Below are 23316 nucleotides of genomic sequence, written 5' to 3'. Positions count from 1 at the left end.
TGGACTGCTCTCCCATCCATCTTCTAATACCTGTTATGTACATCTTCTGCAAAACACATCAAATCCCTGACTTCAATTACCCTTCCATCATCCATGACCGCCCTCCCGCTCATCTTGCCAAACACCTGATGCTGGTCTGTCACGATGACAAGCGCCGACGTCTTCGCTGCCCGGTATTGCCCTCCTCAGAAGTAGCCGGAAGGCCGATATACCCGTCATCCGATATGGTAAATGCCCCGGCAAATTCTTCATTAAGCACCAGATAATAATCCCACTCCTTAATGCGGAACTTTGGCGCCTTTATCTGACTTCGGTCATATCTTTGCACCAGCTGCCTGGACCATCCCGGCTCCCTTAAGGAGCCGTCCTCTTTTAACAGAGCCTGTCGTCTGGTCACTTCATGATTTCTCATAGCCTACCTCTTTTTCTTCTCTTCCTTTAATCTGGCCTCTATCGCGTCAACCACCGTCTGAAGCACCTTGATCCTTGCATAGTATTTGCAGTTTCCTTCTACCACGATCCAAGGCGCGTCCGGCGTAGAAGTACGGATCAGCATCTCATTGACCGCCTCCTCGTACTGGTCCCATTTTTCTCTGTTACGCCAGTCTTCGTCTGTGATCTTCCACTGTTTGTCCGGGTTCTCCTGCCTTGCCCGAAACCTTCTCTCCTGCTCGTCTTTATCAATCTGCATCCAGAATTTTAAGACGATCGCGCCTGCGCTTGCCAGATCATGCTCCATATCATTGATCTCTTTGTAGGCACGCTGCCACTCCTGCTTCGTGCAGAATCCTTCAATCCGCTCTACCATGACCCTGCCGTACCAGGTTCGGTCAAATATGGTAATATGCCCAGCCTTTGGCATATCCACCCAGAACCTCCACAAATAATGATGAGCCCTTTCGATATCATTCGGAGAGGCTGTGGGATGCACCACATAGCCTCTCGGATCCATCTTTTGTGTCAGTCGCTTGATGGCGCCGCCTTTGCCTCCTGCATCCCATCCTTCAAATCCCAGCACCACCGGAATCCTTCTCCGATACAGTTCTCCGTGAAGTTTCTCCATCTTCTTCTGCAGCTGCTCCAGCCGCTTCCGATATTCTTCTTTGGAATAGGACAGGCTTAAGTCCGCCTTGGCAAGAATGGATTCGGTCAGTTTCTTATCCTGAGCAGTCTCCTTTTCTGGTTCCGTAATCTCCTCTTCCTTAAACTGCCCCAGGCGTTCCTTCCTTCTTACTTCCTCGACCTTCCCGGCCAGCGTCTGGGCGACAATCGCATAGATCTTAGCCGTGGCAAACCTCCGGTCCACCGCTTCCACGATATTCCAGGGCGCATACTCCATATCTGTGCGCATCAGCATCTCTTCATTGATCGCCTCATACTCGCCAAACTCCTTATTGCGCTTTAAGTCACCTTCGCTTACGCGCCAGGAGGTCTCCTTGGAACTCAAAAGTTTTTCAAGCCGTTTCTTCTGCTCTTTTTTATCAATTGCCAGGAATATTTTTATGAGCACCATTCCATCATCCGTCAGTTGCTCTTCGAAAGAGCAGATAGACCGATAGGCATCCGCCACTTCTTTCTTCTTGGTCTTTTTGTCAAACCGGTCAATCAGCACTTTGCGGTACCAGCTGCTGTCATATATGGCAATCCGTCCCTTTGACGGCATCTTGGTCCAGAATCTCCAGAGGAAAGGATGCATCTGCTCTTCCTCCGTCTCCTTTTTTACTGCATGTACTTCGAATCCTCTTGGATCCAGAGCTTTTATCAATTCTCCGATCTGAACGCCCTTGCCGGCTGCGTCATATCCCTCAAATGCTATCATGACCGGAATCCCCAGATCCTTGCATTCCCTTTGGAGTTTCCCGATCTTCGGCTCCAATTCCATTATCTTCTCTTTATACTCCGACTTGCTAAGCGTCTTCGTTAAATCCAGTTTCTCCAGCATAGGCATTCCCTCCCTGCTCTTTAGGTTTTCTGATTCTTATGCCCATTATACACCATATACGCAATAAATTAAGTATTTTTAATTAAATACAGAATTATTCGTCTTTATCTTATATTAACTGGACATTAAACGCCGTAGTCTGAGGCAGAATACTTGGTGTCTGGAAGTTTGCATGGGTTATGCGAACCATCTGGCCTGGCCAGAGCAAGCTGAATCTGATCGGAGCCCCAAAACGGCTGGTAAATGAAGTCGTATTTGTAATTATAAACTTCATCTGATTGTCGCTGTTGTCTGGATCTTCCGTAATCAGAAAGTTATTGTCAAAATCAATCATTATAATCCTGCCTATCGTAACCGAGGATGAAGGCCTGGGGCTTCTTAGAACGGTAACCAGGAACGCATTCGCCTGGGGCGGAATGCTTCTTGTCATACGTGCGGAAAATGTGGCATTTACCCAGGATCCTGCCTGGATGCAGCATAGGCACATACGCTGTCCGAAAGAATTCAGGATCACAGTGCCTCTGCCAATATTCAGCTGGATATCCTGGATGGAAGTTATATTGTTTCTTTCCTGCACGGCATAAGAGACAAGGATTTGCCCTCTCGCATTATTAAAACAGGATACGTCTTCCACAAAGCCATTATTTATCCGCATCGTGTTTCCCTGCTGGATCATAGTGCCACGAGGATCATTATTCATAACATGTTACCACCAATCGTTTTATTACAATATATGCGGATTATGGCGAAAAGGAACTTTAAAAGAATAGCCGGCTGCAGCCAGAGAAATACAAAAAAGATAATACAAAAATCCCCTAATCTACCGGAAATCCAGTAAATTAGGGGTGTTAACTGCGGAAGATGGGACTTGAACCCACACGAGCGCATTGCTCACAAGATCCTTAGTCTTGCTCGTCTGCCAGTTCCGACACTTCCGCAAGTGACGCTTGAACCGTCCGAAGAATATATTACTATATAGGGCCTAAAATGTCAATAAATAATTTCATTTTTTTAAAATTTTTCTCCGGATATATCGGAAGGTTTTTTCCTCTCCTTCCTCCGCCAGCATCTTCAATAAAAAGTGAAGCAATGCTGCTGTCTCCGGGTGTATCATCTTGCCAAGCTTGGCTGCTCCTTTTTCATAATACTCCAGCGGCTGCCTGTCGGTATAATTACTGCCCTGATAAGTCTTAGATGCCGCCACCCGGTCCATGAACATCTCGATTACATATTTTATGGGCATCTTCTGACCCACAATGCCTTCTCCCGGATCGACGCTGTAATCAATCCAGTACTCATAATGATGCTTATTCCTTCCCTTGTGATGCAGCCAGGCTTTGGAATAGCCTGTCGCCTCCCTCTCGGCGTTATTCGGGCTCCTGGTCCCTTGATAATACCTGCATCCCACCAGAAATTCTGTGGGCGAATACTTCGACATGTCATGAAGCAGTCCCTGTTTATAAAGCCCAACTTTAAAACAATGCTTCATGACCAGTGATTTATGATGATTAATCGTGCGCAAATGCTGCCAAACTTTCATACTTACTCCTTTTTCTTTCCCTGTTATCCTATATATCTGCTAATAACAAACAAAATCAAAAGATGGGCCGGATAAAAGATATAGAAGAAATACTTCATCTTCTTGCCCCGGCTTCCATTATATAATGCGATCGGAATCATGGCAAATGCGCCATATCCCTGTATGCTCCGATTCCAGATCAGATTCCAGGCCGCTCCGCATCCAAGCTTTGCCCACCGGAAGCGCCGCAGCTGGTAGAATATAAATATCAGCAGGATTCCCCTGTAGCCATAATCTGTATGAAAAAACACTGCCATCCACATAACCAGCAAGACCTCAACTGCCTTCTGAGGCCATTCCCCGCCCTTCTCCAGGACATACATCAGAATCACGCCAAGGAGAAGCGTAAAAAAAACATTCTGATGCGTAAATTCCAGTACCTCGCCATTAAAAGCCAGATCATAAGGAATCTCCGACATAAGCGCAAAAGCGCCCAGCCTCGCCATATACCCGAAGATATCGTGGGTATGACAGAACCCTTCTACCAGCAGAAAACAGAATATCGGAAATGAAATCCTTCCTATATATCGGAATACCATCTCTGTAGGATACAGGATTGCTCCCATATGATCAATCACCATCGTCACAATGGCAATCCATTTCAACTGATATGAAGTAATTCCAGCCTTCCAATTCATGCCTTCCGTACTATTAGCCATATTCCTTACCTGCCTGCAAGCATCATTACTGTCCGTTCGTCCAGTTCTACGCTTCTTTGATTTTTAAGCAATTCCGCCTTCTTAAGTATTCCATCTTCTGTGGAGGCAATCTTATACCATTTCTTCCCTTTTGGCAGCGCGGGCAGGGCAAATGTATGCTTCAGCCAATGCATATTGTACGCCACAAAGCAATCTTCTCCTTCAAGAACCGCACCGCTATAGTACACGCCCAGCTGGCGGCTGGATACCTCCGATGGCGCCTGCCAGGCATTTTCCCCATGGTAAGACACATCAGGCACGCCGCAGCAGGTCTGATCCATTCCCCGAAGTTCTTCCTCCGGGCAGAAAACCGGATATCCTTTGCGGATGGCGATCAACCCTTTGACAAAAGCAAAAAGTTCCTCTTCCCGTTCCAGTTTCCGCCAGTCCAGCCATCCCGTCAAATTATCCTGGCAATAGACATTGTTGTTACCCTTCTGGGAATTGGCAAATTCATCGCCTGCCAGAATGCAGGGCGTCCCCTGCGCCAGCAGCACAAGGGCGAACGCGTTCTTCATCTGCCTGTCGCGCAGTTCCAGGACGCCTTTTTTTCTTGTAGGCCCTTCTGCCCCGCAGTTCCAGCTGAAATTATAGTCCGGTCCATCCTGGTTATTCTCCCCATTGGCTTCGTTATGCTTGCCATCATAGGAAACCAGGTCGCACAAGGTGAAGCCATTATGGTTCGCTATATAATTAAATATTCCTTCCTCTCTGGAATTATGCCGAAGCCAATGCATGACCTCCGGCACCATGCCCTCGTCCCCTTTCAGGAAACGGCGCATGACGGTCTGGAAGCCCAGCTGATGGACCATGATCTTGGTCTTCTTTAGAACCGGATCTGCGTAAATACCTTCCATGGGCGCTACCACAGGGTTCAGGATGAATCCGTCCACATGATATTCCATCATGTAATACCGCAGGCACTCTTCGATCATCTGCTTGGGGACTGTCCCAGTAAAAGGCATCTCAAGCACGACTTCTATTCCCGCCTTATGGCAAGCCTTCACCATATCCTTCAATTCCCGGACAGCATCGCCGGATGCGGAATACGACGCCTTTGGCGCAAAGCAGTAGGCATCCCCGTATCCCCAGTAATTCCTGTACTGCAGACATTCTTCAAAATCATATACCGGCATCAGATGAATTTGGTTAATCCCCAGTTCTGTAAGATAAGGGATCTTTTCTACTACGCCGAGAAATGTTCCTTTATTCTTTACCTGGGAAGAAAAATGCTTTGTAAACCCACGCACATGCAGGCTGTAGGCAATCACTCTGTGGTATGGAAGCCTCAGGGGCCTGTCCCCTTCCCAGTCATATTCCCTGGCATAGAGGATCCCGCGGACTTCGTGGTTCTGCATCTCTCTTTTTCTGCCCCACACTTCTCTGCCTGCAAGCGCTTTCGCATAGGGATCTGCCACGACTTCTCCGTCGATCATATAATTATACTCATAGTCGGATGGCGCAAGCCCCTTAAGAGCAAGATAACGCACTTCCCCTACATCCATATCCATCGGATAGGCCGCGCAAGGCTCGCTCTCTCCTGTCCGGTACAGCAATAGCCGGCATTCCTTTCCCTCCGGCACAGCCACGGAAAAATTCACCTCATCTTCTAAAATTGTAACGCCTAACGGCAAGGGCCGCCCCTTTATCTCTTTCATGCCTAATCCTTCCTGTCGTCCGTTTATGATTATTGCCATCCGTCGGTTCCATACATGTCCACATTGTCTTTATTGATCATGAATACTTCTTCATAAGTCTCCTTCTCATAGTCATCCCCATCCAATATGCTGATGGCAACCTCAGAGGCTTTCTTTCCAATGTTAATCGGCGATTGCGCCGCTGTTCCAGCTATCTGGGTTTCCGGCTTCTTCAGTTCCTTCTTAATATCCGGGGAGCCGTCCACTCCATAGATCATCACTTTGTCAAGGCCCGCCAGGTTCACCGCTGTCTTGGCGGCTACCGCCAGCTGGTCATTGCCGCACATGATGGCGGTCACATCCGGATATTCGGCAAGGATAGATTTGACTGCTTCCAGAGCCTTGTCAAACTCTCCCTTGGTATCTTCTCTTGCCACTACTTCAAAGCCCTTCTCTGCTTTGGATATGGCTTCTTCAAACCCGGTAATCCTGTCATTGATAGAGTTCTGAGTCGGACACTCAAGGATTGCCACCTTTCCTCCATCCGGAGCCTTCTCAATCAGGTCCTCGCCGCAGATATAGCCTGCGTTCTGATTGTCGGAGCCAATGTAGGCGTCCACATATTCCATCTCTTTTACCTGGGCATCCACGTTGATGATCTTCACATCCGCATCCTTAAGCGCCTTCAGGGACGGCGTGATCGCCTCCCAGTCCACCGGGCACAGGAAGATGGCGTCGATCCCCTCATCAATCATCTCCTGGATCTGCGCCGCCTGCAAATCTGGATCTGTTGCCGGATCCTTGGTGATCATCCGGTATCCTTCCTTCTCGATCGCTTCCCTTGTTGCAGCCTCCAGGGTAATAAAATATGGATTCTCCATGTCTATGGCTGAAAAGCCAAATGAATATGTATCCTCTTCCTCTTCTGCATCTTCGCCATCCTGCGAGTCTTCCTTCACCGCGTTATCCTCCGGGGTACCCACATTCTTTTTACATCCAGACAAAGCGAAAATGCATACGAGCATTAAAGCCAATACTCTTAACATTCTCTTTTTCATCATAATAGTCTTCCTCCTTATGCATCGTTTTACACGCACAGGTACATTTTACAACATTTTTACTGTTTTGGCTACTCTTTTCATTTCCCCTTGCTTTTTGCAGGTTCCTTTGGTACAGTTAAGGTATCTATTATGCAAAGGAGAGTATTACTATGGATGAATACATGACCGTGGAACTGACACTTGATAACGACGAAGTCGTTGAATGCGCGATCCTCACTTTATTTGAGGCAGGCGGCAAGGAATATATCGCCCTCCTTCCTCTGAATGAGGATGGGGAGACCGAGGACGGAGACGTATATCTTTACCGCTATACAGAAGATGCCAACGGCGAGCCTGAACTTGAGAATATCGAAGATGACGATGAATATGAGATCGCTGCCGATGCTTTCGACGAATGGATGGATACCCAGGAATTCGAAGAATCAGGCGACGATGAATAGTTCGTTTACAAAGCGGGAAGGGCTCAGGCTTTTCCCGTTTTTTTCTTTTACATAACTTATGATAAGCTTTCTCTTGGCCCGGGTCATAGCCACATAGAACAGCCTTCTCTCTTCTTCGATGTCATCCGGCGACTTTGCCTTCTTATACGGAATGCTTCCTTCATTTCCCTGTATGATGAAAACCGTGTCGTATTCCAGCCCTTTTACGCCATGCATGGTCATCAGCGCCACGCCCTCCCCTCCCTGGCTGCGGGACTTCCTTGCCTGCTCTGTCAGCATTTCCTTGTATCTTTCCACGTGCTCGAACCATTCGTCAATACTCTGATACTCTTTGGAATTCTGCTGGATCTCTTCCAGGACTGCCATCAGTTCTTCCGGCTGCATCTGCCGATACACGGCGTATTCACGCAGGTATTCGTCATATCCCATGCTTTTGCGGATATACTGGATGGCCGCATATGGCGTCTTATTACAGATCATCTTCATATCCCACTCCAGCTGGTCAATGCGGTTTTGCATCCACGCCTTGTCGCAGTAAAAATTCCGCAGAGTCTCATAAGTGACCTTGCTTTCGCTCATGCTGTCACGTCCGATATACCGGTTAGGACGGTTGGCAATCTGAAGGAAATATTTGCGTTCCTGCTCTCCCTTAGCCAGATGAAAGTAACTGCTGATATCCGTTCCGATAAAATGCTCGTAGATATTATTCAAGCGCTCTTTCATCGTAAATGGAACCTGGTACTCCATCAAAGTCTCTGACAGCATCCTGGCATCCAGGCTGGTACGGTACAGCACGGCCATCTGGCTGTATGGGATTCCCTGGCTTTGATATTCCTGTATCCGCTCCAGCACGTATCTGCTCTCTTCTACCGGATCTTTTACTTCTTGTACATGGATGGTTTCTCCGGCCTTCTGCTTGGCTGCGATCTCCTTGTCAAACCTAGTCTTATTATGTCCGATCACCCGCAGCGCGCCATTGACAATGTGGGCGCTGGACCGGTAATTCACATTCAGAAGGATCTGTCTGGCATTCGGATAATCATTTGCAAACTCCATCATAATGCCTGGCTTTGCCCCCCGAAACCCATAGATGGACTGGTCATCATCCCCTACGATAAACAGATTGTCTTCCGGCGCCGCAAGCATGCGGATCACGTCATACTGGGCCTGGTTCACATCCTGGAATTCATCCACCAATATATAGCGGAACTTTTGCTGCCACTTTTCGAGGATATCCCGCCTTTTTAAAAAGAGGTCCCTGCACATCAGCAGCATGTCTTCAAAATCTAGCTTGCGTAGTCTTTGCTTCGCCTCTTCATAGGCCTGGTATAATTCCCGGAACGGTCCTGCCCCGAATCGTATGGATTCAAAGGTCTTAATATCCAGGCAGTTGTTTTTTACATTGCCAATCTCTATGGCCAGATCCTGTAGATTGTCTTTTTCTTCACCGGCATCTTCCAGTTCTTCCCACTCTATTTTCGCCGCAGCCTGCCTGATCAGGCCATATTTTTCCTCTTCCGTCAGCAGATTTGCCTGATTCAGGCTGTAAGCCCATTTCAGTATGCCATAATAGATGCCGTGGAAGGTACCGAAGGTAACCGGCTGCGCTTCCTCGCCAAGAAGCCTCCTGGTACGCTCCTTCATCTCCTTTGCCGCATACTTAGTAAAGGTAATGACCAGAATTTCTTCTGGCCTTACCTTGTACTTTCTTATCAGGTATTCAATTCTCTTTGCTATGGTAAGAGTTTTCCCGGAACCGGGACCGGCGAGGACCATGCAGGGTCCTTCCTTGTGGGCGACTGCCTCTGCCTGAGCATGATTTAAACTCATAGATTCCCCTTACTTGCTTAATAATTCAATGCCTTTTCTGATACGTGCAAGAGATTCCTCTTTGCCGAGAATCTCCATAATCTCCGTTGCTCCTCCAGGAGTGTTCTGCTTGCCGGATACTGCGGTCCTTACCGGCCACATCACGAATCCGGTCTTATAGCCTTTTTCATCCACATATCCTTTCAAAGCCGCAAACAGCCCGTCATTGCTGAAGTCATCCTGGCCTTTTAGAATGTCAAGCACGTCTTTTAATACTTCCAGAGAGTTTTCTTCATTGGTCTTCATCTTCTTGTGACAATACATGGTTGTATCATACTCCGGCAGTTCCTCAAAGAAATCAATCTGCTCGCGGATATCCGGGAATATCTCGATCCTCGTCTTGACAAGAGATGCGATCTTCCTGAGGTCATATGGCTTTGTAACCACTTCCTTGATATAAGGCTCTGCCATGCCATAGAATCTGTCAAAATCCATGGCTTTCAGATATTCTCCATTCATCCATTTCAGCTTCACGATATCGAACACGGCCGGCGACTTGCTCATATGGCGATAGTCGAACGCCTTCACCAGTTCCTCAAGAGAGAATATCTCTTGATTGTCGGAAGGGCACCAGCCCAGCAGGGCTACATAGTTTACCACTGCCTCCTTGACGAATCCCTGATCGATCAGATCCTCGTAGGAAGAGTGCCCGCAGCGCTTGCTTAACTTCTTATGGTTCTCATCCGTAATCAGCGGGCAGTGCACGTATACCGGAACCTCCCAGCCAAATGCCTCATAGATCTTATTATACTTGGGGGCAGAGGATAGGTATTCATTCCCCCTGACCACATGGGTGATTCCCATCAGATGGTCATCGATTACATTGGCAAAATTGTACGTCGGATATCCGTCTGACTTGATCAGTATCAGATCATCCAGTTCCTCGTTGGGAACGGAGATATCGCCATATATCTCGTCATGAAATGTAGTGGTACCCTCTGTCGGCATGTTGAAGCGGATGACATAAGGCTTGCCTGCCGCCAGATTGGCTTCTACCTCTTCCTTGCCAAGTCCCAGGCAATGCTTGTCATAGACCACGATCTCCGTACCGCCATCTTCAGATACCTTGCTCTTTAAAGAATCCAGCCTCTCCTTGTCGCAGAAGCAATAATAGGCATCCCCCTGATCGATCAGCTGCTTCGCATACTGCAGATACAGGCCGGAAGCATTCCTCTCGCTCTGTACGTAAGGGCCTACGCCACCATCCTTATCCGGGCCTTCGTCATGGATAAGCCCTGTCTCTTCCAATGTATGATAAATAATCTCCAACGCTCCGTCCACAAAGCGTTCCTGATCCGTGTCCTCGATTCTCAGCATAAAATCTCCGCCCTCATGCTTTGCGATCAGATAAGCATAAAGCGCTGTTCTTAAGTTTCCTACATGCATCCTCCCTGTGGGGCTTGGTGCAAATCTTGTTCTTACCTTGCTCATGTTAGTCTCCTAATTCTTTTAATATTTTTTCCAAAGTATTATCCACCCTGTCATTGATGGAAATATCGGCAAGCCGATCGGAGAAATGGGGTACCGCATTGACCAGCACCAGCAGCACATCGGCCCTTTGTACTTCTTCTGCCGCTCTTGTCATGATCCGGTTGTCTACCATCTCGCCAAACAAGCTCTCTGGATTGTAAACATATTGTAGCACATCCGCTTCGCCTGTATCAACCTTTTCTAAGCCTTCTTTGCCTCCAATACTTGATTCGAAATGCTTCTCTTGGAATGGATACGATGAATACGATTCCAAGCACGATGCCAAACGCGATCTTCACCGATTCCAGGCCTTTCTGCGCCGCCAGCGCCAGCTGGTTGGTTACCAGGTAGTAGGCCGTATAATATATGCCAGCTCCCGGCACCAGTGGAAAGATTCCCGATACCAGGAAGATGGTGATCGGGCACTTCATCTTAACCGTAAGCATCCGGGATATCAGCACCACTACCAAAGCCCCCAGAAAAGACGCAACCGCCGCGGAAGCGTATCCCTGCATTGCCTTGAATACCAGCCAGCCTGCGGTTCCCGTCATCCCGCAGCTTAAATAAAAGCGTCTGGGGACATTAAACAGCACGGCATATCCCATTGTGCCCATAAAAGGGCAGACTATATTTATCATAAACTCATGCATCATAATACCAGCCCTCCGATCATGTTGTTATATACGCTTAAGGTAAAGCCGACCCCAATGGCGATGTAAACAAAGACCAGAATGGCATCAATCATGCGTACAGTGCCCGACAGGAAATCACTGTCCGCAATATCCCGGATGGCATTGACAAACGCCACTCCCGGTACCAGGGGCATGATGGATCCGATGATCATCCCCTCCATCTTCACCTCGCCAAATATCGGTACATGCTTGGCGCAGATGGCAAGGGTCGTGATGATCACGCCGCCTACAATATTAATAATGATCTTTGACATATTGTGCTTTTTCCCTGCCAGCACCCACATGTACAGTATGCATCCTATGCAAAAGGCGATCATGCTTTCCAGCGCCGTCGCTCCAAGAAGATATCCGAAAAAGCCACTTCCGACTCCTGCCGCCAGGATCTGGAAATAATCCTTTTTCGGCGGTATCCGGTCGATCTCTTTCAGCCTCTCTTCCGCCTCTTCCATACTAACGTATCCGCCCGAGATCTCCCTGGATAAGTCATTAACCTCTGCCACGATGCCAAGATGGGGCGCGGACAGCGGGACATGCTTCACCTTCGTATAAGCCTCTTCCAGGCCGTTCTCCGCGCTGATGAAGATACCGTGGCTTAAGGTGAATATATCTACATGCTCCACATGGAACCGGTGGCAGATTCTGGTAATCGTCTCCTCCACGCGGAAGATCTCGGCTCCATTCTTAAGCAGGATCCTTCCTGCCTCCAGGGCAATATCCACCACTTTCTTTACATCTATCTCGGAATCCAGGCTCTTCTTCAGATACACCATGTCCGTAAGAAGGACGCCGTCTTCATAGATTGGCTCTCGGTAATTATCCGTAAAAAAATTAGCCAAAATATGGGAATTGGCGAATCCGCACTTTTCATAGAATCCAATAGACTTCGCGCAGTTCCCCGTACCTACATACATGGTATCGCATCGGTTGCTGTAATGCTCGCAGATAAAATGGATCATATACTTTCCATAGCCTTTTCCCTGGTCGCCTTCCCTAGTTGCGATATTCTTCAGCTCGCATTTCCTGTTTTTCAGCAGTTCCACGACACAGACTGTCCTGACCTCGCCCTGATCTATCAGAATGAACATCTCTCCTTTATCAAGATATTTGTCAATCATATCCTCCTGCGGGTCGGCCATCAGCAGCATATCCATATAGTTTTTCTTGCCTTCGGTTATCAGTTGAATATTCATATCCTGCTCCCTGTAAAAATTTAATCCAATCTATTATAGCACCGGCATACCTAAAATTATAGTATATTTTTGTAAATTTTAGGGCAAGACCTTTCAAACTGCAAAAGGTCCTGCCCTCTATAAATTTCTTCCATTCGGATAAGCCACCAGTTCCCCTGAGGAAGAATATAAGATTCCGTCTTCACTGTAGTAATTGGGATTCCCCGGCGCCACTTCGATGTACATCAGAAAGCGCAGATGATCAAAGGTTTCCGGCGCGATATAAGTAATATTGGTATGGATATAGACTTCCATCACAATATCTTCCAGGCCTTCCAAAGAGCCGTACTCTACTCCTGTACAGTCCGGGCTTCTGGGAAATGCCAGGATTCCACCCGTTGCCACAGAAAGATCCGTGTAGCTAGTGACATGTCCCTCATCATTACAGATAAATCCGTCGAACTCTTTCCAGCCTGCATACAATTCTAATGCCTTCTGATTCTCTGCCAGCCCTTCAAAAGGCTTTGTACCGTCGGCATCCAGATACCAGCCGTCAAACTCCTTTCCAAGCCTTCTTGGAATCTCAAGGGACGCTGCATCGAAGTTCTCTTGCTCTACTGTAAATGTAGTAAGTTCCGGAATGCCACTATTGCCATATACAGATACCGTCAAAGCCGTTATGGAAACGTCATTTTCCTCATCTTTGCCGCCACCGTTCAAGCCTGTCTCAGGCACCTGCAAGGTTATGTCCGGTATTGGAGCCGCGAACGGCAGCGCCTGACTGTCCTCGTCCACCGACACGGGAGCCTGCTCCATACTTCTTCTGACCGCGATCAGCCCTCCAAGCCCGGAGATATCGATCACTCCTATCGCCGTATCCGGAAGTTCCTGCGCGGGAATGGACATTCCCCCATCCGAAATTTCATATCCATTTCCAGCGCTTCCCGACATTTTCGCACATGTCGATCCCTGAACTCTTGCATAGATATACAGGGTCGCTAATACTCCAGCCAGCAAGACTCCGTCCGCAATCTGCCTCCAGCGAACGTGGTGCCTTACTGCTGGAACCGTCATTTTTATAACCGCTTCCATACTATTAACACCTCACGGTTTCATTATAAAACCATAAGGGGATAAAGGGAAGTGGCATCTTGACACATCAAGATGCCACTTCCCTTAAACAATCTGGTGTTATCACCGAATAAATGCTAATTAATATATCCTGCCTTTTTCAGTTCTTCTTCTGCCTTTGCAAGATTCGCGTCAGATACCAGGATAATCGGTCCTGTGCAGCCCATACCACTCTCTGCATAGATGCCGATCTTCCAGAGGGCTTTTACGCCGTCTTCCAGATCCATGATCTCGATTCCTGCTATCTGCGAGGTTACTACCTCTTTCGGAGGTGCCGTAATTTCTTCCTGCGCTGCAGCCGGCTTATCGGCAGCCTTTCTCGCTGCAAGAATATCTTTAAGGCCTGCATTGTTGGCAGCCTCGAATTCCTTCTTTGCAACTTCGAATATCTTGCCTCTTACCAACTGTGCCGCATAGCGGATCGCTCCAGCGATCAGCGGCGCGCCGGAAGCACGGGATACAATCATGACCAGCTGGTCATAGCCTTCACCGATTCCCGGTCCATATCCGTATCCGGATGCCTCGAAACTTCCTCCTGTCGTATAGGAAGACAGCATCTTAATCAGGATGTTTCCTGACAATGAATCACATACCATGATGTCCGGAGAGCCCTGAAGGACATCGTTGCCTCTCATGACGCATCCTCCGTCTGCTCTTGCCGACTCCGCAAATGTAATGTCATAACCATTTTCTTTCAGCTGCTTTAACGCGATCTCCGTCTGGCGGGCGCCGTCTACATTCAGTATGCCTACGGTCGGGTTCGCATTGCCGCAAGCCTTAGCCGCGATGATTCCGTAGATGGCATTCTTGATCATGCCCTCGATACGGTCTGCGCTGGAAGTTCCTGTGGTGGTTGCCACATACATCTCTTTTCCCTTAGCTGGCGTAATCGCACGCCCCACAGTGGATACTCCAATCGGGAATGGGAAATGCATTGTGACCGCTCCGTCCACTTCCTTGTTCTTCAGAAGTTCTTCCATCTTCTTGTGGCCTTCTTCATCATTGGCCACTTTGACCGTTGTTACTCCTTCGGCCTCTAATGTACCAATGTAGTATACGTCAATCCCCTCTTTTGCTGCGGCAACTGCCGCTTCCATGGCGTTCGCTTCCCCGTGCTCGCTGCCCATGCCGGTGAGGGCAATCTTCGGCTTCTTGCCGAAACTTCCTGTCTCCAGGCCTTCTGCCATCTCCATGAACGTGGTGGCAATCATCTTTTCAATATTATTTGCCATAGTCACCACCCCTTACTCTGCCATCAGGGTAGAAGCAAAGTCTTTCATAGCCTTGGCAATCAGTCCCTTGACTTCTTCTTCGGATACTCCGGCTGCTGCTTCTTCCTGTGCAGCTGTGTTGCCGTGGATTACAAAGGAAACGCCATCGAACAGGTTCGTCATACGTCCTAAGAACAGACTTCCCTTTCCGATAATCATAGCGTTCTTAATCTTGCCTTCCTTAATATCTTCGCAGGCAAATCCTACATAAGGCACTCCTGACGGAATGTGTCCCTGTGTCGGAGCCCATCCGGTAAGGCCATGCTCCTTCGTAAAGTTAGCCAGTTCTTTCCTGTCAAGCTCGCCACGTTTTACCGCAAGCGCTGCAATCATCTTATAGTTAGCCATCGGAACATCTCCTGCTCCTGCCGGCTTCGTGATATCCGGATTCTGCATTTCCGGTGAATACTTGTCGATATCCGTAAGTTTCATTCCGACTCTGTCAAGCGGATCTGATACCAGGCTTCCGATAACTGCCTGCGGGGCAGATCCTGTTCCCACGCAGTGGCGTCCGAGCATGCCTAAGTCGATCTCAGGGCTTACGCCGTCATTTTCGGAGATTACTACGGCAAATCCCCCAAGGCAGTCTTCCAGGATCGGAAGTCCTTTCTTGATGTGATCCTTGCCGTTCATTCCAAGTTTGGCGGTACATCCGCCAGCCGTAACGATAACCGTCTTATAAGCGCCGGACTTAACCAGTGCAGCCGCTTCAATAATCGCATGGGTAGGAGCTGCGCAGAACCCTCTTGCGTCAGATCCGGATGCGCTGACCAAGCCTGCGATCTCAGCTGCCGCTTTTGCGAAGTTGCCGCCGCCGCGCTGGTTCATATCGCCGCATGCTTCCTCTGCGCAGTCGATTACATATTCTACATCTGCCTTGTCAATTCCCGCGTTGCGTACCGCATAGAGAATGGAAAGAACGCTGGATGCCTTGCTCATCAGGTTCTCATGCATTACATGAGCAGATAGGTTTACATCGATATCGTGTGCAGGCTTCACGCAGCCTACCAGTTTATCTTCAAAATAAAGTCCTTCCGCATGGTCATCTGCCATCAGATGCTCGATCTCGGCAAGTTCCACTCCATCCGTAATCTTCTCAACGATATCTTCGGAGATGATCGGATTCTTGGCAAATGCGTCTTTATACTTTGCTACAAATTCTTTGTCCAGTTTTACTACTTCGAACATGTCGCTAGCCTGCACCAGGAAGAGAAATTCTTCCTCCGGCATGATCTCGCCATATTTTCCATAGCGCTGGGCGCCTTCTTTTTTCTTATCATACCATGGGAACTCTACCTCTGACAGTTCGTCCGGGTGAACATTGCCGATGTACGTCTGATTCGGCCAGTAAGCAACTGCATCCTCATAAGAGCGCAGATGCTTCGGCACTTCTTTCAGATATTCGGAATCCGGATTTACGATTCTCTCTGTTGTCTGGGTTGTTCCATTATATAAAACCATATCAGGAGTATGTACTAATACGTAGCTTGCTCCTTTGATTACACTATTCATTGGTTTGCCACCTTTCTTCAGCTTATTCATAAGAAGAGGGACGGCCCCTTAGCGGGTACGCGTAGGCCTGCCCCTCCTCAATCGCCTGACGCGGCTTACTTAAGCCTGTTCTACCTGGTCTCTGATCGCTGTCATCTCTGATACGATGTCATCTACGTCAAGAACCATTTCCATCATGCTGATCTGCTCATCATAAACTGCTTCGTCGAATTCTTCTTTGATCTCAGGTTCACATACGTGATATACCGCGAGTCCAAGCTGGACCCCTGTCAATGGACCTGCGAAAGTCGGATCGCCTAAAGTAACAGTCTCCGCTGCAAGCCCTGCAGCTTCGCCTTCTGCTGCGCCAAGAACTACTACTAAGTTCTCTGCACCATACTCTTCTGCGAATTCCTTAACTCTCTTCTGATTCTCTAAGTCCATTGCGCCTGCGCTCGTTCAGACGAAACATTCCGTGGATGAAAATACGATCTCAGCGCCAGCAGTTTTCACGCACTCAGCGATTGCAGGGCCTGGAATTCCATCACGGTCTCCGATAATTATTGCTTTTTTGCCTTCTAAAATAGCCATAATTATGCTTTCTCCTTTCTTGTGTGGTAAACATGTTGTTTATCTATGATTCAGAAACCATCCTTTAGATGTATTTCTTAATCATCGCTTCAATATTTTCCGGAGTAGCGTCATCCTTTACTACTTCCTCAACCTTGGCTCCATCCTTATAGATAGCCATAACAGGAAGGCCCAGAACCTTCTGTGCGATTGCAAGACGGCGTGCCTTTGTCGTATTCAGAGATGTGAATTTCATCTTATCTCCATAGGTATCAGCAAATTCATGTACCTTTGGCATTAATGCCTGGCATGGCACGCATCCGTCTCCGTAGAAGTCTACGAATACATATCCTTCTGCCTTTAATACTTCTTCCTCAAAATTTTCCTTCGTTAAATCTAACATGGTAACATCCTCCTTAAAAATAATCTGACATGCTTCTTTCTACCTGAACTGCTGCAATTGCTCCGTCGGCCGCTGCAGTCACAACCTGTCTCAGACTCTTGATGCGCACATCTCCGGCTGCATAAACGCCCGGGATATTGGTGTGCATATCTTCATCCGTCTTAATATACCCTCTTTCGTCCATATCAATGATTCCTTCGAACAGTTTGGAATTCGGAACCGTTCCGATGAATCCAAACAGGCCGAACATGCCATCTTCCGGATCAGCCTCGACTTTTCTCGTCTCGCCTGTCTTGACATTCTTTACGATCATTCCCTGAAGAATGTCATCTCCATAGACTTCCTCTACAACGGAATCCCAGAAGAAATCAATCTTCGGATTGGCAAATGCCTTCTCCTGAATGGATTTTGCAGCACGAAGTTCATTCCGTCTGTGGATGATGGTTACCTTTCTTGCGAATTTCGTCAGATACATTGCTTCTTCCACTGCGGAATCTCCGCCGCCAACAACATATACCTCGAAATCTTCAAAGAAGTTGGCATCACAGGTAGCGCAGTAAGATACGCCCTTGCCCATGAACTCTGCCTCTCCCTTGCATCCGATCGGCCTTGAATATGCTCCTGTCGCGATGATGACATTCTTGCCCTGGTATTCATTCTTTTCACTCTTTAATACCTTTACATCGCCTTCCAGCTGTACTTCCTTGATCGTGTCGGACACGCGCTCTGCGCCGAACTTCTCTGCCTGCTGTGTCATTCTTGCGATCAGGGATGGGCCGGACTCGCCTTCCACGATCTGTCCCGGGTAGTTCTCAATCTCATCTGTGATCGCAATCTGTCCGCCGTCCTGGCCCTTCTCAATGATCAGCGTGGAAAGACGGCTTCTGCCTGCGTACAGTCCTGCCGCCAAACCGGCAGGACCTGCACCCAGGATAATAACATCATAAATCTTGCTCATTTTTTGTTATTCTCCTTCACCTATTTACTAGTCGAAAATTGTCTGTCCGTCTACTTCTGTTGTCAAAGCCTTCAGTGCCTTTTCAACGATGTGGCGGCGAAGTTCCTTCTCCTCGTCTTTATCCAGAGCCGGATTGCCAAGTGGATGAGGAATGGCGATTGCCGGAACGATTCTGTTTGCGCCTACTGTCATGGAAATTGGCGTTACCGTACAGATGTGTACGACAGGGATTCCTGCTCTCTCTACTTCTTTAACCATTGTTGCACCGCAACGAGTACAGGTACCTCACGTAGAAGTGAGGATTACTGCGTCTACTCCGTCTGCCTTAAGCTTTGCAGAGAACTCTGCTGCAAATGCCTTTGCGGATGCAACGGCTGTACCATTTCCTGTCGTGGTGTAGAACAGGTGATGCAGTTCTCCAATGATTCCTTCCTTCTCCATATCACGGAGAACGTCTACCGGCAGCACGCGGTCAGAATCCTCGTTTGCGTATACCGGGTCGTATCCGCCATGAGCGGTCTCGTAGGTTTCTTCTGTCAGATCCATAACGCCTGCGATATCATACTCTCCGTAGTGGGAAGCGCTGGAACTTTCGATGTGATCCGGATTGCCCTTCGGCACGATTCCACCGGAAGTAACCAGTGCGATCTTGGCATGTGCAAGATCCTTGACTGCCGGATTCGGATCAACCCTGTCGAAGTCTGGCATCGGATACTCTGTGGTATACGGCTTATCATTCAACTTTTTGATCAGCATCTTGACTGCTCTCTTAGATCCTCTCTCCTTCTCGAAGAAGTTCACACGTACGCCGTTCGGGATATATCCTTCTTCTGCGGAAGCGCCGATTGGCTCTCCTTTTGCGATCTTCAGTGTCAGAGGAGCCATCTTGCTAACAGCATCCCTCATGCCTGCCGCGCTGTTCTTGGTAGATACGATATATACCTTGTCCTTGAACATATCTGCACCAGGGTTTTCAATGTACATTCCTGTAAGTGCAGGAATTCCAAGTTCTTCCTGCACCGCTGCCGCGATCGTCGCGCAAGCAACACCGTAACGTCCTGCATTGAATGCAGGCCCTGCTACGAATATGTCAGGATTCTGCTCCTTTACCATTGCAAGGACATCTGCTTTTGCCTTGTCCAGATTCTCATTGAAGTAAGAGTCTCCGCATACGATCGTAGCGATGATCTCTGCCTCGTCTTTAAAATTTGCCATAAATGCCATACCCGGTCCAACCACCTCGCCCACGCGAAGCTCTGCCGGATAATCTGCCTTTTCTTCTCCACCAATCTGTGCAAAGAACTGATTGATGTAATGAACAACTTTAATTTTAGCCATTATATTATCCTCCCTTCCTTATCTCGCGCTCAGTTTATTGAAACCAGTCTCGTTTGTTGCACCTGTAAGTACCTGAAGTTCGACTTCCAGGGAGCCGTCTTCGCGAAGGGTCTCCTCGCTTGCGCCTGCAATCTTTGTAACATAGTCCAGGGTTCCAATGACTTTATCAAGTTTCGGCAGGATAATTACCTGATTTGCATTACCGCCGGTTACAACTGCATCTGCCGCCGCATCTGCATCTGCCAGTGACTGGGATTTTCCATCGCGTCCAGCATACTCGTCTGTAATGATGACGGTCTTAACGCCTTCTGCCTCAATCTTCTTGCAGTTCATGATCAGGTCCGTATCCGGATTGCCGAATCCTTCCTGAGATACGATGGCTCCATCAAGATCTAACATCTTGCAGAGTTTTGCAGTCCAGTCGGATGAACGCTGCTTGTCTGCCAGATAAACGTTCTCATTGGTGATAATGTGGCATACAAAGTTCAATGTCTTTCCGTGCTGTTCGAACAAGTCTTCAACAACCGGGTTGTTCAGATGTACATAAGTCGGATTCTTGTCGCACGCGGATACGCAGTTACCGGATACGATGGCTCCATCCATAACTTCCGTTGGACTTAAGATGGTAGGAACAATCTTCTTGGCGTCTACGCCGTATACGTATGTATCATGCAGAAGTCCCTGGCTCTGAAGCATCTGTACATATGCAACTCTTGGAAGTTCCGGATATTTCTCAAGGCCTTCCTTGATCGTGCATGTCTCATATACCTTCGTCTCGTCAGGCGTCAGGTCACGTGCCAATTCCCCAATATATGCAGCGACTCTGAATCCTGCGAATCTTACGGCCTTCTCGTAATCATGCTGTTTGATTCCATCAACCGGCTCGCATACCATAACCAGGTTAAGCGTCTTGGAAAACGGAGTGTAATCTGCTCCAGGACCGGTCATATCGATGATTCCTTCCTGGAATCCTACGATTCTTCCTGCTGTTACTACAGCCATCCCCTTTAATGCGTATGTCTTTCCTTCGCCTACCGTATCAACCTTCGAGATAACGCCCGGGAAGATTCCCCCTCTTCCTTCAACTTTTACTCGCGGCTCGATAACGTCTTTAACCGGCGTGATTCTTACTGATTCTCCTGGCTTTGCAATGTCAAATGATACGCTCTTGATCTTCTCGTCTTCAAGAGCAACCGCCTTAGCGGCTTCTTCGGATACATAGAGGATTCCGTCTTCAATCTTGGACTCTGAAGCGAACTGGATATCCTTAATGTAAATGTGTCCCATTTCTAATCTCACTTGTGATTCCCTCCTTCAAAAGAATATTAATATTGTTTAAGCTGCAATGCTTTACAACCTCTCTCAAAAAGACCTACCAAGCATCTGCCGATGCCAATCCACTTTCTATCAAGGTCCAGTCAATCAACTGAAAGTCCGCGTATACCTCGGGCTTGTACTTGTCGGACCTGAATTGGAACTTGCCGCAGGCCTGTATGGCATTTTCAATAATTGACAATGACCTTTCGTCCATCTCCCCCTTTCCCTTTGACAGCATAACTGATTTGTATGGTGTTTCATTAGGCTTCACACTTCCGGATAAGGGATGTGATAAAAGCAAGTGCCCTTCGTGAATTCTGTCTCTGACTTCCTTAAGAACCTCTTCATAGGAAATCTCTTGATATATTACATTGTGCGTCTCGCCAAGCTTTTTTAAAACCAGTGGATTATTGGTTATTATAAAATAATTGCCCTGACTCATCTTCTCCACCTTCTCCTTTCGGTACATTTTCGTTAGGTTTTTAAGCCCACTAAAAAAGGACGATTTAAACACATCTTGTGCATATATCGTCCTTTCTGTCTTTTGCCCTGATAATATGTTTTAAAAAATACGCCTTACCATACAGCACAAGATTCAGAATGCGGTACGTTTCCCAGTCCTTTTGCCTGAAAGTTTCACCTTGCATGCGCTCACCATCATACGCCCGGCTTGCCTCTTCGGCGGTTGGATATTCCAACTCTCTCTTGAGAAACATCATCCCACTTTTCAATTTTACTTATAGACAATATGAATATAACCTATCGCCTATCCCTATAATAACCTATCGTTATTTTTTTTGCAACCTCAAAGGAAAATCAAACTTATTTTAGTTGTTTTCCATAAATTTCTAGGTGGATTTTTATGCAATATTACTTTTTCTTATTTCTTAAAAAGTTATGATAGTAATCGTCGTGCACCTTCTTGATCATGCCGCTCAGGGCGAACAACGCCAGGATATTCGGCAATACCATCATAGAGTTGAAGCAGTCTGCCATGTTCCATACAAGGTCAACCTGCGCAAGTGATCCGAGCACTACGCATCCGGCCACAAGAAAGGAATATACTTTGACTGCCTTAGGCCCGAACAAATATTTCACATTAGCCTGGCCAAAGAAATACCAGCCTATGATCGTGGAAAACGCGAAGAAGAACATGCATATCGCAATAAAAATGTCTCCGCCCTTACCATACAGTGTCGAGAATGCGTACTGGCTCAGTTCCGCTCCTGTCTTGCCGGTAGGAATTGACTTTGTCGTGATGATCACAAGGGCGGTCAGGTTCAGAACGATGAATGTATCGATAAATACACCCACCATGGCAACAAATCCCTGTTCAACCGGATGATCCACCTTTGCCACCGCGTGGGCATGCGGTGTCGAACCCATACCTGCCTCGTTGGAGAACAATCCGCGGGCCACGCCTTTGGTCAGGGCCAGCTTGATCGTAGCGCCGACAGCGCCGCCTGAGATGGCTGCCGGATTGAACGCGCCAACTACGATCGCGTGGAATGCGTATGGTATATTCTTATAGTTATAGATGATTACGATCAGCGCGCCAACTATGTAAAGGGCTGCCATGATTGGAACGATCGTCTCTGTTACTTTAGCGATTCGCTTCATTCCGCCAACAAACACGAATAATGCCAGAATGGCAATAACGACTCCCATAGCTGCCTGCGGAATACCGAATGCGGTATGGAAGGCTGCCGCAATAGAGTTAGACTGCACGGCATTTCCCATAAATCCGAGCGCCAAGATGATCAGAACAGCAAAAATGCCAGCCAGCACCTTTCCAAAGGTCCCTTTGAATGCAGCGCGGATATAGTATACAGGGCCTCCTGTAATCTCACCGTCTTTTCCTACCTGCTTATACTTCTGAGCCATAATAGCCTCTGCGAAGATCGTAGCCATTCCAAGGAAAGCCGCGATCCACATCCAGAAGATTGCTCCTGGGCCACCTACCGCCAGCGCTGTAGCCGCTCCTGCAATGTTGCCGGTTCCTACTTGTGCGGCAATCGCTGTCGCCAGTGCCTGGAAAGAAGACATGCCGTCCGCTCCCGCCTCGCCTTTCTTGTGGAACAGTCCCCCGAACGTCCGCCTCATGCCTTCGCCAAATCCCCTCACCTGGATAAAGCCAAGACGGAATGAAAACCACAGGCCTCCTAAAAGAAGCGCAATGATCAGAATGTAATCCGCAAGATAATGCTGGATTGTCAAAACAATGTTATTCAATGTCTCCATGTTAATAGTTCCCTCCTTCTCTCATAGATTTCAGTGATG

At 47.9% G+C, this 23316-nt stretch carries 23 protein-coding genes, 1 tRNA gene, 1 pseudogene and 1 riboswitch; of the genes and pseudogenes, 1 reads left to right on the top strand and 24 read right to left on the bottom strand.

Features of this window, described 5'->3' with window-relative positions; all coding sequences use genetic code 11:
* Window positions 1-23 precede the first annotated feature (23 nt).
* The 9 genes from HDCHBGLK_RS20095 to HDCHBGLK_RS14100 form a co-directional block, all read right to left on the bottom strand.
* Window positions 24-113: a DUF2804 domain-containing protein gene (locus HDCHBGLK_RS20095; protein ID WP_233440694.1), complete on the bottom strand. Its 90-nt coding sequence runs from the start codon at window positions 111-113 to the stop codon at window positions 24-26.
* 26 nt (window positions 114-139) lie between these two features.
* The gene (locus HDCHBGLK_RS14135; protein WP_004606301.1) at window positions 140-412 is read right to left on the bottom strand and encodes a DUF2804 family protein; all 273 of its coding nucleotides are present in this window, start codon (window positions 410-412) and stop codon (window positions 140-142) included.
* Window positions 413-415: 3 nt separating this feature from the next.
* Window positions 416-1942, bottom strand: coding sequence for a polyphosphate:AMP phosphotransferase (gene pap, locus HDCHBGLK_RS14130; protein ID WP_039909544.1), 1527 nt, complete (start codon window positions 1940-1942; stop codon window positions 416-418).
* Between the two features lie 109 nt (window positions 1943-2051).
* The gene (locus tag HDCHBGLK_RS14125; protein ID WP_004606303.1) at window positions 2052-2642 is read right to left on the bottom strand and encodes a hypothetical protein; all 591 of its coding nucleotides are present in this window, start codon (window positions 2640-2642) and stop codon (window positions 2052-2054) included.
* A gap of 153 nt (window positions 2643-2795) precedes the next feature.
* A tRNA-Leu gene (locus tag HDCHBGLK_RS14120) sits at window positions 2796-2880 on the bottom strand.
* 65 nt (window positions 2881-2945) lie between these two features.
* The gene (locus HDCHBGLK_RS14115) at window positions 2946-3482 is read right to left on the bottom strand and encodes a DUF5662 family protein (protein WP_004606305.1); all 537 of its coding nucleotides are present in this window, start codon (window positions 3480-3482) and stop codon (window positions 2946-2948) included.
* A 23-nt stretch (window positions 3483-3505) separates the two neighbouring features.
* Entirely contained in the window at window positions 3506-4180 is a 675-nt protein-coding gene (locus HDCHBGLK_RS14110) for a TraX family protein (RefSeq protein WP_004606306.1), read from the bottom strand.
* 5 nt (window positions 4181-4185) lie between these two features.
* A complete protein-coding gene (locus HDCHBGLK_RS14105; RefSeq protein ID WP_009248981.1) occupies window positions 4186-5877 on the bottom strand; it encodes an alpha-amylase family glycosyl hydrolase in 1692 nt (563 codons plus the stop codon).
* Window positions 5878-5906: 29 nt separating this feature from the next.
* Window positions 5907-6917 (bottom strand): sugar ABC transporter substrate-binding protein, encoded by a 1011-nt coding sequence (locus HDCHBGLK_RS14100; RefSeq protein ID WP_004606308.1) that lies wholly within the window; start codon window positions 6915-6917, stop codon window positions 5907-5909.
* Window positions 6918-7066: 149 nt separating this feature from the next.
* Between HDCHBGLK_RS14100 and HDCHBGLK_RS14095 the strand changes: the two genes are divergently transcribed.
* Window positions 7067-7357: a DUF1292 domain-containing protein gene (locus HDCHBGLK_RS14095; protein ID WP_004606309.1), complete on the top strand. Its 291-nt coding sequence runs from the start codon at window positions 7067-7069 to the stop codon at window positions 7355-7357.
* Here HDCHBGLK_RS14095 and HDCHBGLK_RS14090 read toward each other — a convergent pair.
* The 15 genes and pseudogenes from HDCHBGLK_RS14090 to HDCHBGLK_RS14020 form a co-directional block, all read right to left on the bottom strand.
* Window positions 7340-9187 carry an ATP-dependent helicase gene (locus tag HDCHBGLK_RS14090; RefSeq protein ID WP_004606310.1) on the bottom strand — a complete coding sequence of 616 codons (1848 nt, stop codon included), beginning with the start codon at window positions 9185-9187 and terminating at the stop codon, window positions 7340-7342. The genes HDCHBGLK_RS14095 and HDCHBGLK_RS14090 overlap by 18 nt on opposite strands.
* Before the next feature lie 9 nt (window positions 9188-9196).
* Window positions 9197-10657, bottom strand: coding sequence for a glutamate--tRNA ligase (gene gltX, locus HDCHBGLK_RS14085; RefSeq protein ID WP_039909545.1), 1461 nt, complete (start codon window positions 10655-10657; stop codon window positions 9197-9199).
* Between the two features lies 1 nt (window position 10658).
* Window positions 10659-10844, bottom strand: a pseudogene (locus HDCHBGLK_RS14080) (hypothetical protein); the annotation flags it as partial.
* A gap of 43 nt (window positions 10845-10887) precedes the next feature.
* On the bottom strand, window positions 10888-11349 hold the full coding sequence (locus HDCHBGLK_RS14075; protein WP_004606313.1) for a threonine/serine exporter family protein: 462 nt from the start codon (window positions 11347-11349) through the stop codon (window positions 10888-10890).
* On the bottom strand, window positions 11346-12578 hold the full coding sequence (locus HDCHBGLK_RS14070) for a GNAT family N-acetyltransferase (RefSeq protein ID WP_004606314.1): 1233 nt from the start codon (window positions 12576-12578) through the stop codon (window positions 11346-11348). Before HDCHBGLK_RS14070 ends, HDCHBGLK_RS14075 begins: the two co-directional genes overlap by 4 nt.
* A 117-nt stretch (window positions 12579-12695) precedes the next feature.
* Window positions 12696-13631 (bottom strand): hypothetical protein, encoded by a 936-nt coding sequence (locus tag HDCHBGLK_RS14065; protein WP_233440693.1) that lies wholly within the window; start codon window positions 13629-13631, stop codon window positions 12696-12698.
* 134 nt (window positions 13632-13765) lie between these two features.
* On the bottom strand, window positions 13766-14920 hold the full coding sequence (grdD, locus tag HDCHBGLK_RS14060) for a glycine/sarcosine/betaine reductase complex component C subunit alpha (RefSeq protein WP_004606316.1): 1155 nt from the start codon (window positions 14918-14920) through the stop codon (window positions 13766-13768).
* Window positions 14921-14932: 12 nt separating this feature from the next.
* A complete protein-coding gene (grdC, locus tag HDCHBGLK_RS14055; RefSeq protein ID WP_025643674.1) occupies window positions 14933-16471 on the bottom strand; it encodes a glycine/sarcosine/betaine reductase complex component C subunit beta in 1539 nt (512 codons plus the stop codon).
* Between the two features lie 99 nt (window positions 16472-16570).
* Entirely contained in the window at window positions 16571-17041 is a 471-nt protein-coding gene (gene grdA, locus HDCHBGLK_RS14050; protein ID WP_081702180.1) for a glycine/sarcosine/betaine reductase complex selenoprotein A, read from the bottom strand.
* A 64-nt stretch (window positions 17042-17105) separates the two neighbouring features.
* Entirely contained in the window at window positions 17106-17423 is a 318-nt protein-coding gene (gene trxA / locus HDCHBGLK_RS14045; RefSeq protein ID WP_004606320.1) for a thioredoxin TrxA, read from the bottom strand.
* A 13-nt stretch (window positions 17424-17436) separates the two neighbouring features.
* Window positions 17437-18381 (bottom strand): thioredoxin-disulfide reductase, encoded by a 945-nt coding sequence (gene trxB / locus HDCHBGLK_RS14040; RefSeq protein ID WP_004606321.1) that lies wholly within the window; start codon window positions 18379-18381, stop codon window positions 17437-17439.
* Between the two features lie 27 nt (window positions 18382-18408).
* Complete coding sequence (gene grdB / locus HDCHBGLK_RS14035) at window positions 18409-19719, bottom strand: glycine reductase complex selenoprotein B (protein WP_082210532.1); 1311 nt, start codon at window positions 19717-19719, stop codon at window positions 18409-18411.
* Between the two features lie 18 nt (window positions 19720-19737).
* Entirely contained in the window at window positions 19738-21018 is a 1281-nt protein-coding gene (locus HDCHBGLK_RS14030; RefSeq protein WP_009248987.1) for a glycine/sarcosine/betaine reductase component B subunit, read from the bottom strand.
* 73 nt (window positions 21019-21091) lie between these two features.
* Entirely contained in the window at window positions 21092-21478 is a 387-nt protein-coding gene (locus HDCHBGLK_RS14025) for a GrdX family protein (protein ID WP_009248988.1), read from the bottom strand.
* Window positions 21479-21641: 163 nt separating this feature from the next.
* Window positions 21642-21754, bottom strand: a riboswitch (glycine riboswitch).
* 152 nt (window positions 21755-21906) lie between these two features.
* On the bottom strand, window positions 21907-23277 hold the full coding sequence (locus HDCHBGLK_RS14020; RefSeq protein WP_004606326.1) for an alanine/glycine:cation symporter family protein: 1371 nt from the start codon (window positions 23275-23277) through the stop codon (window positions 21907-21909).
* Between the last annotated feature and the right edge of the window lie 39 nt (window positions 23278-23316).

The organism is [Clostridium] scindens ATCC 35704, from assembly GCF_004295125.1.
In the GTDB taxonomy this organism is placed as follows: domain Bacteria; phylum Bacillota; class Clostridia; order Lachnospirales; family Lachnospiraceae; genus Clostridium_AP; species Clostridium_AP scindens.
This window is presented reverse-complemented; position numbering and strand designations above follow the sequence as displayed.